Source organism: Arthrobacter sp. LjRoot14, assembly GCF_964253905.1.
In the GTDB taxonomy this organism is placed as follows: domain Bacteria; phylum Actinomycetota; class Actinomycetes; order Actinomycetales; family Micrococcaceae; genus Arthrobacter.
This window is the reverse complement of the sequence record NZ_CAXURL020000001.1, coordinates 1410862-1424981: the sequence shown is the minus strand read 5'-3', so window position 1 is coordinate 1424981 and position 14120 is coordinate 1410862. Positions and strand designations below refer to the sequence as shown.

General features: G+C 64.6%; 11 protein-coding genes. 4 read left to right on the top strand and 7 right to left on the bottom strand.

The window, feature by feature from the left end; all coding sequences use genetic code 11:
• Positions 1–80: 80 nt before the first annotated feature.
• Both ACSQ12_RS06480 and ACSQ12_RS06475 read right to left on the bottom strand, forming a co-directional pair.
• Positions 81–941: an AfsR/SARP family transcriptional regulator gene (locus tag ACSQ12_RS06480; protein ID WP_436064784.1), complete on the bottom strand. Its 861-nt coding sequence runs from the start codon at positions 939–941 to the stop codon at positions 81–83.
• Between the two features lie 435 nt (positions 942–1376).
• Positions 1377–6278: a peroxidase family protein gene (locus ACSQ12_RS06475; protein ID WP_436064783.1), complete on the bottom strand. Its 4902-nt coding sequence runs from the start codon at positions 6276–6278 to the stop codon at positions 1377–1379.
• A 157-nt stretch (positions 6279–6435) separates the two neighbouring features.
• On the opposite strand from ACSQ12_RS06475, the gene ACSQ12_RS06470 reads away from it, so the two are divergent.
• Genes ACSQ12_RS06470 through ACSQ12_RS06460 form a run of 3 tightly spaced genes read left to right on the top strand, consistent with a single transcriptional unit; the run spans position 6436 to position 8709 of the window.
• Complete coding sequence (locus tag ACSQ12_RS06470) at positions 6436–7932, top strand: SDR family oxidoreductase (RefSeq protein ID WP_436064782.1); 1497 nt, start codon at positions 6436–6438, stop codon at positions 7930–7932.
• A gap of 54 nt (positions 7933–7986) precedes the next feature.
• Positions 7987–8484: a DUF2505 domain-containing protein gene (locus ACSQ12_RS06465; RefSeq protein ID WP_436064781.1), complete on the top strand. Its 498-nt coding sequence runs from the start codon at positions 7987–7989 to the stop codon at positions 8482–8484.
• Positions 8485–8487: 3 nt separating this feature from the next.
• A complete protein-coding gene (locus ACSQ12_RS06460) occupies positions 8488–8709 on the top strand; it encodes an SCO4848 family membrane protein (RefSeq protein WP_436064780.1) in 222 nt (73 codons plus the stop codon).
• A 54-nt stretch (positions 8710–8763) separates the two neighbouring features.
• Here the strand turns inward: ACSQ12_RS06460 and ACSQ12_RS06455 are convergent, their stop codons facing one another.
• The 3 genes from ACSQ12_RS06455 to ACSQ12_RS06445 all read right to left on the bottom strand — a co-directional run bounded on the left by ACSQ12_RS06455 (position 8764) and on the right by ACSQ12_RS06445 (position 11886).
• Entirely contained in the window at positions 8764–9747 is a 984-nt protein-coding gene (locus ACSQ12_RS06455) for a glycosyltransferase family 2 protein (protein WP_436064779.1), read from the bottom strand.
• Positions 9747–11276, bottom strand: a complete 1530-nt coding sequence (locus ACSQ12_RS06450; protein WP_436064778.1) for a polysaccharide pyruvyl transferase family protein — start codon at positions 11274–11276, stop codon at positions 9747–9749. The genes ACSQ12_RS06455 and ACSQ12_RS06450 overlap by 1 nt, the downstream gene beginning before the upstream one ends.
• A gap of 472 nt (positions 11277–11748) precedes the next feature.
• Positions 11749–11886: a hypothetical protein gene (locus ACSQ12_RS06445; RefSeq protein WP_436064777.1), complete on the bottom strand. Its 138-nt coding sequence runs from the start codon at positions 11884–11886 to the stop codon at positions 11749–11751.
• Positions 11887–12083: 197 nt separating this feature from the next.
• Here ACSQ12_RS06445 and ACSQ12_RS06440 point away from each other — a divergent pair, with 197 nt between their 5' ends.
• A complete protein-coding gene (locus ACSQ12_RS06440) occupies positions 12084–12308 on the top strand; it encodes a helix-turn-helix domain-containing protein (RefSeq protein WP_011691098.1) in 225 nt (74 codons plus the stop codon).
• Here the strand turns inward: ACSQ12_RS06440 and sufU are convergent.
• Both sufU and ACSQ12_RS06430 read right to left on the bottom strand, forming a co-directional pair.
• On the bottom strand, positions 12305–12790 hold the full coding sequence (gene sufU, locus ACSQ12_RS06435; protein ID WP_436064776.1) for a Fe-S cluster assembly sulfur transfer protein SufU: 486 nt from the start codon (positions 12788–12790) through the stop codon (positions 12305–12307). The two genes, ACSQ12_RS06440 and sufU, sit on opposite strands and share 4 nt — an antisense overlap.
• Complete coding sequence (locus ACSQ12_RS06430) at positions 12787–14118, bottom strand: aminotransferase class V-fold PLP-dependent enzyme (RefSeq protein WP_436064775.1); 1332 nt, start codon at positions 14116–14118, stop codon at positions 12787–12789. The genes sufU and ACSQ12_RS06430 overlap by 4 nt, the downstream gene beginning before the upstream one ends.
• Between the last annotated feature and the right edge of the window lie 2 nt (positions 14119–14120).

Below are 14120 nucleotides of genomic sequence, written 5' to 3'. Positions count from 1 at the left end.
CCGAAATTCGCGAGAATCCCGGGTCTTCCCAGCCTACCGCGACCGCGGAGCCTGCGTGCGACTGGTTGTGCGGACCGGCGTCAGACCGCGGCCCGGGCGCGCTGCAGGAAAGAATCGAGAATGCGGCCGGCATTCTCGCGGGTGGACACGGGATCAGCGCCGGCCCCCTGCCCGTGGCGGGTTCCCTTCATTGACTCACCCAGGTACAGCAGGGCAGCCAGGGCTTCTGACAGCTCCACATCCGCCTCGGCCCGCTGGCGCAATAGCCGCAGGTGCGCGGCCTGCAGGGCCGGACCCGGCGCGCAGCCGAGGTCCCGGTCCAATATCCTGCGGCACCGCGCATAGGCAGACAGGCCCTCGGCCGGGAGCCCCGACAGTTCGTAGGCTGTCACCAGCACGGTCCAGGCCCGTTCGTTGAGTGGCTCGGACGCCACCGCGGACTCCGCCCAGGGGACGGCTTCCGAAGGCCTGTTGAGCAGGACCGCTGTTTCCGCGGCCCGGACCAAGGCGGCCACTCTTTCTGCGCTGAGCCGGGTTCGGGCTTCGTCGGCCCAGTCGGAGGCCAGTTCCGAACCGAGGAGCGGATCGGCGGATAGCCGCAGAGCCTCCGTCAGGAGGGCATAGGCGTCCCGGGGAGCTGCCTGGCCGGCATCCCGCACCAGCCGTCGGAATGTCCACAGGTCCAGGTCCACCAGCGCCGGGTCCAGGACATAGCCGCCGTTGGCGGTCCGGAGCGGGCCGTTCCTGGTGTTCCCCGGCTGGATCGCCCGCCGGATGCCGCACACGTAGCTCTCCAGCGTCGCAGTTGTTCCGCCGCCGGCGCTGGAGCCCCACAGAATTTCTATGATCCGGCTCTTGGATACAGGGCTGCCCAAATTCAGCAGCAGGATTTCCAGAATGTGCCGCGGTTTGCATCCGCCCATGTCGGCTGCGGCAAGCATCGCCCCATTGCGCCGGACTTCAAACACCCCGAACAATCGGACGGATATTGACTTTGATAATTCAGGAGTTGTCCCCACGATGTTCTCCATTTTCCCCAAGTAAACGCTTTTCTGAGTCTTCCGCCAGGACCCGGCAGCGGTGCGATGCTGCTGGTCCGGCCTTCCAAACCACCGTGACACGGTGGAAGAGGCCCTTCCAAGCGATCCAAATACCTGTCTTTTAGTGAAGGAAAAAGACAGGTACACCCCTGCGGGCCCCGGGTATTCCGGCTGTCGCATGCTGGAGTACTGATCAATCCGGGCCAAGTAATCGGAGTGACTGGAGTTACACCTGAGCGAGTACTACGCAGAATGGTCTAGGAGTGAAGATTTACAGACAAAGGCAGGCCCCGGATGTTCCGGAGCCTGCCTTTGATTACTGCTCAGTCGGGGCCTTTAGCCTGCAGTCGGGTTGCTCATCCGGTAGAGGAAGGCTGCCATGGCGTCGCGGTTGATCGGCTGCAGCGGCCGGTAGGTCACCGTGCCGTTGGCCTCCGTCCAGCCGGTGGAAATGCCCTGATCTGCCAGCCACGCCATCTCCTTGTAGAACTGCTGGCCCGTGGACACATCCGCGAACGGCGACACAGCCGGGGCAGTGAACTCCGGCGAGCCGGCCGCCCGGTAGAGGAAAGCCGCCATGGCGTCACGGCTGATGGACTGCAACGGCCGGTAGGTCACCGTGCCGTTGGCCTCCGTCCAGCCGGTGGAAATGCCCTGGTCCGCCAGCCACGCCATTTCCTTGTAGAACTGCTGGCCCGTGGACACATCCGCGAACGGCGACACAGCCGGGGCAGTGAACTCCGGCGAGCCGGCCATCCTGTAGAGGAAAGCCGCCATGGCGTCACGGCTGATGGACTGCAACGGCCGGTAGGTCACCGTGCCGTTGGCCTCCGTCCAGCCGGTGGAAATGCCCTGCTCTGCCAGCCATGCCATCTCCAGGTAGTACAGCTGGGTGGTGGACACATCGGCAAACGGAGAGACTGCCGGCGGAACAAATACCGGAGGAACAACCACCGGCGCCGCTGGCGTCACTTCGTTGGATGCGGCCGACAGTGGGCTCTCGCCTCCGGCGTTGACCGCACGGACCTGGAAGTTGTAGGCCGTACCGTTGGTCAGGCCCACCACCAGGAGGCTGGTGTCGTTTGCAGGAACACCTTCGATCGTGCGAACCACGGTGGTGCCGGTGCGGACCAGGACGCTGAACGAGTCAGCCGGGAACTCACCGGCGGGAGCCGTGAAGGTCACGGTTGCCGTCGTGTTTCCAGCGATGGCTGCACCGATTACTGGGGCGGCCGGAGCCTCGACAACAGGCTCCACCGGTGCCGTCAGGTCCACGGTCTGGTCAGTGAACCGCAACCTCTCAACGTTGGTTATCCGGTCCGTGCCGTCGTCGCCGTTGCCGCCTGTGTGTGCCACAGTGGTGACGCCGTTGACGGTGGTGATGTCGTACTCGTCCATTGCCCCCGAGAACACGGCTGTGTCGATATCGGCTTCACCCGGGCTGGAAAGGATTTCCCGGACGATCCTCACGTTGCCGGGGTCGATGGTCCCGGCCATGATGTCGGCCTGGAGCTCAGTCAGCGAGGTGACCGTCCTGATCTCGGAGCCGTCTGGCCCGTCGAGGACGCTCAGCCGGACGTTGAGCCACTTATCGCCGTCGATGATGTCATCGGCGCCGTTACCCCAGATCTGGTCGCTCCCGGAGCCGCCGATGATGATGTTGCCGGCTCCGAAGGTGGTGGCACCTGCAGGCAGCAGGTCGGCCAGACCGTTGATCCGCGCAATGCCGGCCGCGTCGAGTTCATTGCTCAGGCCGTCCACGTTGACCTCGGTGTTGGGAACAGAGGGCACCTCGTCGTCTCCGCGGAGCACGTCATCCTTGTCCCAGCCCGAGAGGGCCTCCACCAGGAGGAAGCGGTCCTTCAGGGCGTTGGGTCCGTCGACGATGATCTGGCGCATGTCGGAATCGGCCGGTTCGACCGAGCGTGCGTGCGTGACCCAGTCGAAACCAAAAACTCCGTGGTTCCGTTCGATGCCGGGGCCGGCGACCATCACGTCGTCGCCGCCTTCGGCGTCGTAATCGTCTTCGCCGGAATCGCCGATCAGGACGTCATGGCCCGGAGCGTTGATGTCGTCGAAGAACGGCGCTCCGCTGTCGCCCTGCAGCAGGTCGTTGGAGTTGCCGCCTTCCTGCCAGTCATCGCCGCCGCCGCCGAACACCGCGTCCGGCCCGTCGCCGGAGAGGACCAGGTCGTTGCCTTCGCCGGCGAACGTCTCGTTTCCGTTGAGCCCGCCGTTGGAGAAGTCGTGGCCCTCACCGGACATGATGATGTCCAGGCCGGGGCCGGCGTCGATCGCGTCATTTCCGGGCCCGCCCTTGAGGACGTCGTCACCGTGCGAGTCGGTAATCCGGTCGTTGCCTTCGCCGCCAAGGACGACATCGGCGCCATCGTTGCCTTCGATGATGTCGTTGCCGTTGTTACCCCAGAACGTATCGTTGTCGATGCCGCCCCAGATCCGGTCGTCGAGCCCTGTGCCGTTGAAAGTGGACTGGGCGTTGAGGCCCGGACGGTCCACCGTGTTGCTGACGCGGTACCGGATGGTGCCGTCCGCCATCCTCATGAGCAGCGCGGATTCGTCGCAGGCGGAGGCCGGGTCGTCGGCGACGGAATTTCCGGTGCTTGCCGATATGCGGCTGAGCTCGAACTCGCAGTCAGCCACGCCGAAAACATCTGCCTTGAGGGCTTCCGCATCCGTATTGCGCATGATGAGCTCCGCCAGCGAGTTGCCTTCCAGCTGCGTGCGAAGGTTCAGCCCTGACGTGCGGGACAGGTAGTACATCCGGTCCCCGTCCTGGAGGTCCGTCATCTGGCGTTCAAAGATGTAGTTGAACGTCGAGCCCAGCAGTCCGCCGAAAAGGTTCTGGCGTTCCGCAAGGCCACCAACCCAAAGATCCACGTTGTCCAGGCCGGTGGGGTCTGTTGCCCAGGCTCCGGCGCTGTTGACGAACTCAAAAGAGTCAGCAGGGGTCAACGCGTCCGTCGTGTCCATGTCGAACAGCCGCTGCGCTGCAGCACGCTTGTCAATGATCGACGTTGCGGCTGTGATGGTCGGGTGGGAGCCGTAAGCAGCCATGAAGTTCACCACGGACTCCGGGTGCTTCAGGTTCTGGCCAAAATCAACCCAGCTGGTGTACGGCTTCAGCGAGGACTCGCCGGTGCTCGCGTACAGCTGTCCGCGGAAGTTGTTCAGGGACGGGATGCCCGTATCCCGACCGCGGGCCAGGTTCAGCGAGGCAAGGTCCAGCGGCAGGCCCAGGACGTTGTTCCGTAGCGTATCGGTGACGAATTCGTCGAGTTCGGCACCCACCTGGTCCGTCATGCCCATGGCGATGGCGCCAGCGGCCTGCTTCGGAGTCAGCGTGCCGGCTGTGCTTTCGTAGTACGCCGGCGGGTTGAGGAACGCGTCCAGCAGCGGCATCCCGATGTCCGTGCCGTCGTTGAGCTTGCGGTCCACTGTTTCGGTGAGCATCGAGTGGCCGAACCGGTACGTGGCATGGGCAAACTCCGCCTTGATCGCTGGATCAATGCCGGTGTCCGACTGCGTGAAGACATTGAACCCGTTGATCCCCGGCTGGATCTTGCGGGCAAAGTCCTCGAACACGATGTGCTGGTATTCCATCTCGGTCACGTAGCGTGCCGCTTGGAACAGCCGTTCACCGTTCCATTGCCCGTTGGGGAGCTTCCACTCATTGAGGTCGAGGTTCTGTGACGTGAGAAGCTCCTCCATGTAGCCCACCAGGCGGTTGTGCTCGGAGTGGAACACCTGGTGGATCGCCGTCAGGCCGATGTTTTCGTTGACGCGGCCGTCGCCGGCGATGAAGTGCTTGTCCAGCATCTCGTCGTCGTAGCGGCCCGCAGGACGCGGCAGGTTGACGTCATTGACTTCGGCGTCATCGTCCGGCTGCAGCGGGGCACCGGTCTGGGAGTTGAATGGGGCCGCGTTGTGGCCGATATCGTCCAGGAAGGCGATGCCGATCCGTTCCACGTTGGCAGGGGGTGCCACCGGGGCGGCCAGGTTCCCTTCCACGCGTCCGGTTGCGGTCTCGTACTGCGGGAGTCCGTTCGGCCCGCGCAGGAAGCGGCCGTACTGGTCCGTCGCCAGCTTGGGGACATCTGCGACGTCAACGTCGGACAGTTCGAGCCCGAGCATCGTCCGGGCCTGTTCCTTGATGTGGGCCCAGGTTGCCATACCGCCCGGTTCACCCTCGATGAGTTCGCCGGTGGAGACGGGATCCCCGTTTTCGTCGAGCGTATATTCGCGCAGGAACACCTGGTGGGACGAGTGCGAGGAGTAGGTCTGGCTCTGGTCCACCCACGGCGAGTCGGTGTTGGTACCGTTCTGCTCGTCATCGGCTGTTCCCAGGATGCCGTCAGGACCGGGCTGGTTCTCGGCCCGGCTAAGCAGCATGAAGTTGGTGCGTCCGCCCGGGACGTAGAGCGGATCGTCTTCCGACAATGGCATCATGACGTAGTTCTTGGTCTTCTTAGTGAAGTCCACGCCGTGGTCGAAGAACTGGCCGAACAGCGCGAACATGCCGTTGTACGGCGGGGAAAGACCAAAGTCCGTGGTGACGTTGGGAATGTCCAGGGTCTCCCCCTCAGGCACGCAGTTCTCCGGGAGTCCGTTGCCGTCGCAAGGCACAGCCGTGGGCCCGTCATTAACCGTGCGATGGGCCTGGCCGGCCGCGGCTACGGCAGCCGGGTTGGTTGCGGTCTGGTCCACAATGACGTTGCTGACGAAGCGCGGGCCGTTGTCAGTGACGTTAGCGTTGACGGACTCGTAGCTCTGCCCGCCGGACGAAGTGCGCCATTCCGGGTCCGACAACCGGGGGAACTCACGGCTGGCGGAGCCGTAGCCGCTTTGGCCGGCCACCAGGTTGTTATCCGTGCCGTCCACCGTGCGGAGACCATAGGGCAGCAGTGGGCTGGCAATCTGGTTCGGTCCGTTACCCAGGAGCGGCTGGCCGGGAACATCATTTCCCTGCGCGTCCTCTTTGGTCGCATTGTTTTCGGCGATTTTGATCTGCTTGAGAATGAAACGCATATCGCCGGCATTGAGTGTGAAACCCTGGCCCGTCGGGGCCGCGGAGACCGCTGGTGCCAGCACTGACGGGACAACTCCCGCCCCGATCAAAAGGGCCAGCGCGCCCGCAGTGACTTTGCGAGTTACAGCTGTGGCTGAAGCTTTCGAACGGGGCATGGTGACCCCCTTTCGGGACTTGCGATGTTTAGCCATGTCTTTTTCCTCCATCGAGTTAGTACCGGCTCCCCCCTCAATGTGGTCGCCCGGTTCACTGAATGGCCCCAGCATCCGTCAGCGTCCTTTGGAAAAACTTGGATTGCTAAGCTGGCTGTGCACCGACGCACTCCGCTTTCGTTCCAAGGAGATCCACATGAACGGCATCCCGAAAACCGTGCTTGTCACCGGTGCCACCGGTTATATCGGCGGGCGGCTGGTCCCCCGTCTCCTTGAGGCCGGACACACAGTGAAAGTCGTGGTCCGGACTCCGGCGAAGATCGCCGGCGTTCCCTGGCTCGACAAGGTGGAGGTCATCCAGGGCAGCCTCGACGACGGCGACATGCTCCGGGAGGCGCTGGACGGCGCCGACGTGCTTTATTACCTGGTCCACTCAATGGCCACCGGCACCGGCTTCGAAGCCAAAGAGAAGGCCATGGCGGAGACCGCCGCGAAGGCGGCGGAAAACGCCAAGGTGGAGAGGATCGTCTACCTCGGCGGCCTGCACCCGGAAGGCGCCGAACTCTCAACCCACATGCGGTCCCGCGAGGCCGTGGGCAAGGTCTTCCTCGCGAGTCCGGTGGACGCAGTCGTGTTCCAGGCGGGAGTGGTGATCGGATCCGGTTCGGCGTCCTTCGAGATGATCCGGCACCTCTCGGAGACCCTTCCCCTGATGCCCGCGCCGAGCTGGGTGCGGAACCGGATTGAGGCGATCGCCGTCAGGGACGTGCTCTACTATCTCGTTGCCGCGGCGTCCCTGGAAGGGCACATTAACCGCACTTTCGACATCGGGTGCCGGCAGGTCCTCACCTACGCCGGAATGATGAAGGAGTATGCGGCCGAGGCCGGCCTGCCCTACCGCGTGGTGCTTGCCCTGCCCATCCCGGCACCGAAACTCGCCGGCATGTGGGTCGCCCTGACCACGCCCATCCCCCTTTCCATGTCGCTGCCGCTCGTCGAATCGCTCCAGCACGACGCAGTGGCGCGCGAGCACGACATTGACGATTACATTCCGCTGCCCGAGGGCGGCCTGACACCCTACCGCCGGGCCGTGTCCCTCGCCCTGGGCAAGGAACGCGACGCCCAGGTGGAAACCACCTGGGCCAGCGCCGGCGCGGATGCCGATCCCCTGCCGAGCGACCCGGACTGGGCCGGCTACCGGGTGTACGTCGACGAGCGAAGCTATTCCAGCCCGGTGGACCCCAAGTATGTCTGGACCATCATCGAGGGGATCGGGGGCCGCAACGGCTGGTACTCCCTGCCGCTGGCATGGCAGGTCCGCGGCTGGCTGGACAAGCTGACCGGCGGCGCCGGGCTGCTCCGCGGGCGCCGGCACCCCCACCTGCTTGCCGAGGGCGAAGTGGTGGACTGGTGGCGCGCAGAGCGGATTGATCGCGGCCGGCTGCTGCGGCTACGCGCGGAAATGCGCGCCCCCGGCCGTGCGTGGCTGGAGCTGTCGGTGGAACCGGAGGGCACGGGCAGCCGGTACCGCCAGCGCGCCATCTTCTTCCCGAAGGGGCTCAGCGGCAAGCTGTACTGGCTCGCCGTACTGCCGTTTCACAGCGTCATTTTTCCGGCGATGTCACGCAACATCACGGCGGCTGCGCAAAAGCTGTCGGAAGCCGAATCGGAGTCGGCTGGGTCCACCGCATAGGATGTGGGAGGCAAAAACCGATGCCCCATACCCCCAAACCCCCATGGAGGAACAATGGCACTGAGTGCTTCCACCACCCTGCCGCACAGCGTTGACCGCGTAACGGCTTTGTTCGCCAATGAAGACTTCCAGCGCCACACCAGTGAACTGGTGGGCGGAACCCTTGAATCGTTCAAGGTCGACGGCGATGTTGCCGGCGCTTTCAGCACCACCTCGGTGCGCACCCTGCCCACCACCCGGTTGCCGGAAATTGCCCGCAAATTCGTGGGCGAGCGCCTCACCGTCACCCAGCTTGAGACCTGGGAAGCCCCTGCCGCTGACGGCTCCCGGCAGAGCAACATCAGCCTGAAGATCGCAGGTGCCCCGCTGGACGTCAGCGCCGTGCAGCGGCTGGTGGCCGACGGCGGCAGCACCCGTGTGGAGCTCGAGGGCAATGTGACGTCCTCGGTTCCGTTCCTGGGCGGCAAGATTGCCGATGCTGCGGAGCCCATGGTGGGCAAGGCCCTGAACATCCAGTCACAGCAGGCGCAGGCCTGGCTGGAAAGCCACTAAACCGTGCAGCTTCCCGTTGCCCTGGCCTGGGTCCTGATCATTGCCGGTGTCTGGTCCCTGGTGGTCTGGCCTCAGTTCCTCAAGCGTGTGATGAAGGATCCGAGGGCACGCGACTCGGCCGGCAAGGCGACCAGGTTCCTCACGGTCCATGTCGTCCTGGTGTCCGTCTCACTGGTGCTTGGCGCCGCCACGGCGGCAATCGGCATCGCCGGCCTCGCAGGCTAGCGAACAGCCGGTTCCGTTCCTTCCAGCCGGCACGCGCCGGCTGGAAGGGGCCGCCTAATCCTTCCGGCGGGACTTCCACAGCCGTGCTGCAACGCGGGCCGGCCTGCCGACAAACTCGAAGACGCTGGTCCGCCGGACCACTGTCTCCTCCAGGACCGAAATGCGCCTGCTGAGGTCCTCCAGTGTGGATACAACACGGTCGGCCAGCACCCGGGCATCAGCAGCGGCCGCCTCCTGTTGCCCGCTCAGCTGGGCCAGATAGAGCAGGTACCCCACTCCCGTCTTCCCGGCTTCGCGCCGCAGGAACGCATCCCGCACCAGGCTGTCGAACTTCGCATGTTCGTCGGCGGCGGCAATAACGCTGTTCCCCATGTCTCCGCTCGCTGCCGGCCGCTGGCACCAGAAGGCCAGCGGCTCGTCGTCGAGCAGTTCCATCGGATAGGCCTGCAGGAACCGCAAGTAGAACTCCCAGTCCCCCACGACGTCGAGTTCCTCATTGTAGAACCCGACGTGGTCGTGCACGGAGCGGCGGTATAGGAAGGAAATGGGGACGATCCTGTTGATCCGGAGCATGTCCGTCAGCGTGATGGCCTGCAGGTCGGGCCAGTACGCGAAGGATCCCGTCTCCACAATCCCGCCGTCGCGGACTTCCTCGTACACAACATTGGTCCTGACGGCAACACCCTGCGCGGCGGGCTTACCGTCCAGCAACCCGACGGTCTTGAGCAGGAAATCCGGGTGCCACCGGTCGTCGTCGTCATGCACGGCGACGTACTCCGACGTTGCGGCGGCAATGCCTGCGTTGCTGGCTGCTTCCATGCCCTTGCTTTGTGCATGGTGGAGCACTGTCAGTTTCCCCGCCGGGAGGTGGCGGTACCCTTCCGCCAGCGCGTCGACCGGAACCGGATCCCCGCCGTCGTTGACCACCACGATGGAGAAGTCCTGGTAGGACTGGCCCAGGATGTCCTCCAGGGCGCGGTGGAGCAGGACGGGGCGGTTCTTGGTCCGGACCACCACCGTTACACGGCCGTTGGCCATCAGTGTTTCCTTCCGGTCAGCTGGCGCGCAAAGTCCGCGCCGCGGCCCAATATTCTTGCTGCTTTGAAAGTTCGTGACTGCAGGATTCTGTCCTTTTCCCGTAGTGCTTCATCCCGTTCATGGATCAGCACATCGCGTTGGGAACGCACATCGTCCCATTCCGTCCACTGCCGTCCGATTTCCAGGCTCAAAGTGCGGAACAACGCCCGCTGCTCCGCAGCCTGCCGGGACCAGGGTCCCGCCGCACTCAGCGCCGGCGCGTCGTCAAGCCCCGGGTAGCGGGTGCCAGGTTCGCTGCCGTGTTCGCCGCCGCGCAGGACCTCGGCCACTGCATCCCACCATCTCGCCTGGGAACGCTCGAACCCGGGCCGCAGCCGTGCAAGGTGCTGACCGATCTCGTCGCGCCGACGCCAGGCCTCCGCAACGGCCTCCTCCACTCCGCCAGGGGAAAGGCTTGGCTGCGGCAGCGCCCAATCGCCCAGTCCCCAGTTTCCAAGAGCACCGGAAAGACGGATATCCGAGTAGGCATCATTCGCCAGGGAGATGACTGGTACACCTGCTGCCAGCCCGAAAACGGCAGGGTGGTAACGGTTGGTGACCACCAGGCGGGCGCCGGCGGTGACGGCCACCGCCGCGCGGACCGGCAGCACCGGCAGCATCGTCAGCTTTCCCGAGCGCGAGTGCGCCAGCACGGTCCGGTGGGAATCGTGGTCGCCCCCGCTCTCCGAGGATCCGAGCGTGCCCATGTGGGGCAGCAGATACACCGGGAGGCCGGTGAGCTCTGCCGCGCGGTCCAGGACTGCCGCGAACGGCGCCAGCGTGCGCGTTCCTTCGCGCCATGCGTCGGGGCCCACCGTGGCCGCGATGTAACCGTCTGCAGGCAGGTCCGGCAGGCCGCCGTCTGCGCCCGCCGGTGCCGGGTCCGTCTGCGAGCGCAGGAAGCTGCCGTCATCCAGGACGCGGACCAGCTTGTCCGGGCCGAGGCCCAACTCGAAGCCCAGGGCGTAGGATGCGGGTTCGCGGGCGGCGACCAGTGCGGCGCCGTCGAGGAGTTCGTGAAGTATTTTCCGATCCTGCGGCAGCAGGGTGGGCCCGAAGGTCTGTCCGCTGACCACCAGCGGCTTGCCGAGTTCCCGGGCAATGATGCCGACGGCGGCACGCTCGTAGAGCAGCCAGCCATAGAGGGAGTTCATGTTGCCGCCGCCGGCAATCAGGACGCCGTCCGCGGTCGAGACCTCCTCGATGACGCCCCACACATGATCGGTAGCCGGGAGGGCTGTCCGGTCGCCCCTGGCGGCCCGGCGTACGCGGTCCAGGTAAGCACTCCGCTCGGCGGGCGGCCACGGGGATTCGATGGTTGCCATGGATCCCGTGCCGTAAAGCGCCGCGGTCTGATCCGGGTCGCGGGACATCAGCACAAAAGAAGCCCCGGTGCGCCGGGAAAGTTCATCCACTGCGGCCAGGGTCATGGCCTCATCGCCAATGTGGTACGCACCCTGGCCCAGATCGCCCTGCACCACGAACTTCACTTGACGGTCCTCTTCCACTACTTGCCTGATGTCGCAGCCGGAAGCGGATCCCGTACGGGCCCGCTGGCGCGGAACCAGACTACCGTCTTTTGCGGAACGGGCTGCCCGGACAGGCGTCTTATCCGGACACACCCCGGCAGCAGGCGGCCACTCGAGTACCCGGAGCGGCAAATGGAGTAGCAGGGTCCATAAGTGAGGTGGAGGACACGCTGTTATCTGAACGTGATAAGCCCTAAATTGCTGTTATGGACGCGAACGATATGGAACGGGTTTGGCATGGTAGCCACCGCAAAATCGACCGCAGAAATTGGTCGTTGTATTTCGCACTCACCCTATTGGGGCTTATCGCGTGGGTAATAATCATATTTCCCCACTAATCCTGGAATTTTCGGCACCATAACCTGAACTCCGGCGGGTCTCCACCTGCCGGAGTTCTATTTTCCGTGCCGGCCGATGTCCATATCCTGCGGCATTACCGGACAAAGTCGGAGTATCCGGCCAGGATAGTGAGCACGGTGAGCACCACGAGGGCAAGAACACAGACAATTTCCGCCCTGTGAATCCGGTGCTGCGTCTGGCGCCATTCAGCGTCGTCCTGGATATCAACCATAAGTAGACGCTACGGGCCCCGCCTGCACGCCACTAGAGTAGTCACTACTTGTCTTTATCCCCATTGCGGCGCGCTCTTCACATCAAGCTCACCATGCCATAAAGTAGCCATAAGATCGGCGATCGGCTCAGCGACGTTTGTCTCAGGATTGAAGTACGTCCTCAGGATCGAACTACGTCCCAGGAGAGCTGAGAACAGTGGCCGCTGAAGGTTTTTCAAATACCCGTTTCCTGACAGTTTCGGAAGTCGCAGAAGTCATGCGCCTGTCCCGGATGACTGTGTACCGGCTCGTCAAGGCGCACGACCTGCCTGCCGTCCGTTTCGGCCGCTCCTACAGGGTCCCCGAGCATGCCATCGAAGACTACGTCCAGCACCATTCCACGCTCGCGGACGATGAGCACCCGGAGGCCGGCAAGACCTAGCGGCTGGTGGCTACGGCCTGCCGCAGCGCATCCTCGGCAGCCACCCACGCCAGCATGGCGCACTTCACCCTGGCCGGGTACTTTGCCACTCCGGCCAGGGCGGCCGCATCCCCCAGGATTTCCTCATCAGGCTCCAGCCGTCCCCGCGAACGCATGAGCTCCCGGAAATGGCCGATCATTTCGCTGAGCTCGTCCGGTGACGCCCCCTCGGACAATTCGCTCAATATTGAGGCCGAGGCCATTGAGATGGCGCAACCGTCACCATGCCAGTGGATTCCCTTCACTGCTGGCGGGTTCCCCGCGGCCTCAAGTTCCAGGCGCAGCGTAATTTCGTCGCCACACACCGGATTGAGCTGGTGGCACTGCCCGACTCCCGCCTGGTCAGGCGTCACCGTGGCTTCATCGGCCGTCAGGTCAGCCCCGCTGCGGGTTTTTGCATGCTCCAGGATCAGCTGCTGGTACATCGCATCCAGGGCGCTCATTTGGATACCCCCGAGCCTTCTACGCCGAAATAGGGCCGGACCTGGGCCACAGCCTCGAGCAGCAGGTCCACTTCGTCCGTCGTGTTGTACAAATAGGTGCTCGCCCGCGTCGTGGCGGTCAGGCCCAGCCGGCGATGGAGCGGTTGTGCGCAGTGGTGACCCACGCGGACGGCGATGCCCATGCTGTCCAGGTACTGCCCGACGTCGTGCGCATGCACGCCGGCCACATCGAAGGCTGCCAGGCCGAGCCGTTCCACGCCGGGAGCGGGTCCCACGACCCGGACTCCGTCAATGGCGCTCAGACCGGTGACCAGCCGCTGGCCGAGGGAGGCTTCCCAGCCGGCGATTCGTTCCATGCCGGTTTCGCGCAGGTAGTTGGCGGCTGCTGCGAGCGCCACAGCCTGCGAGATGGGCTGGGTGCCGGCCTCGAACCGCTGGGGCGCCGGAAGGTACTCGGCCTTTTCCATCGTCACGGTGGTGATCATGGAGCCCCCGGTCAGGAACGGAGGCATGGCATTCAACAATTCGCGCCGCCCGTACACGCCGCCGATCCCCGTGGGCGCCAGCATCTTGTGGCCGGAGAAAACAGCGAAGTCCACGTCGAGGGCCTTGAAGTCCAAGGGCAGGTGCGGCGCAGACTGGCAGGCGTCCAGCACAACGAGGGCTCCTGCCGCCCGGGCCAGCCGCACGAGCTCAGCCACCGGATTGATCGTTCCGAGCACATTGGACGCATGGGTGAACGCCAGGACCTTGGTGCGCCCGGTGATAAGCCGCGCCGCCTCCTCAAGCCGCAACGCGCCGTCGTCGTCTATAGGGATGAATTTCAAGGTGGCACCGGTGCGCCGGCAGAGCTCCTGCCAGGGAATCAGGTTCGCATGGTGTTCCATTTCCGTCACCACGATCTCGTCCCCGGGGCCGAGGGCGAAACGGCCGGCCTCGCTCCGGACGGTGCCGACACTGGCGTTCGAGAAGGCGTATGCGAGGAGATTGAGCCCGGCGGTGGCGTTCGCAGTCCAGATCAGTTCGTCGTCCGCCACGCCGACGAAGCCGGCCACGGTGGCACGGGCATCCTCGAAGGCGTCGGTGGCCTGGACGGCAAGGTGGTGGGCACCGCGGTGCACTGCGGCATTCCTCAGTTCGTAGAACTCCTGCTCGGCTTCGAGCACGCTTCGGGGGTTCTGTGACGTGGCGCCGGAATCCAGGTAGACAAGGGGCCTGCCGTTGACTTCCTGGTCCAGGACAGGGAAGTCGTTGCGGATACGCAGGACTTCGACATCACTTAGCGCGACCTGGGTGTCTGCGGTAGCGGGAGTGGATACCATGACCAAAC

Coding starts and splice junctions, on each gene's coding strand:
- ACSQ12_RS06480 (WP_436064784.1), bottom strand. CDS start 941: ATGCTTGCCGCAGCCGACATGGGCGGATGCAAACCGCGGCACATTCTG.
- ACSQ12_RS06475 (WP_436064783.1), bottom strand. CDS start 6,278: ATGGCTAAACATCGCAAGTCCCGAAAGGGGGTCACCATGCCCCGTTCG.
- ACSQ12_RS06470 (WP_436064782.1), top strand. CDS start 6,436: ATGAACGGCATCCCGAAAACCGTGCTTGTCACCGGTGCCACCGGTTAT.
- ACSQ12_RS06465 (WP_436064781.1), top strand. CDS start 7,987: ATGGCACTGAGTGCTTCCACCACCCTGCCGCACAGCGTTGACCGCGTA.
- ACSQ12_RS06455 (WP_436064779.1), bottom strand. CDS start 9,747: ATGGCCAACGGCCGTGTAACGGTGGTGGTCCGGACCAAGAACCGCCCC.
- ACSQ12_RS06445 (WP_436064777.1), bottom strand. CDS start 11,886: ATGGTTGATATCCAGGACGACGCTGAATGGCGCCAGACGCAGCACCGG.
- sufU (WP_436064776.1), bottom strand. CDS start 12,790: ATGAGCGCCCTGGATGCGATGTACCAGCAGCTGATCCTGGAGCATGCA.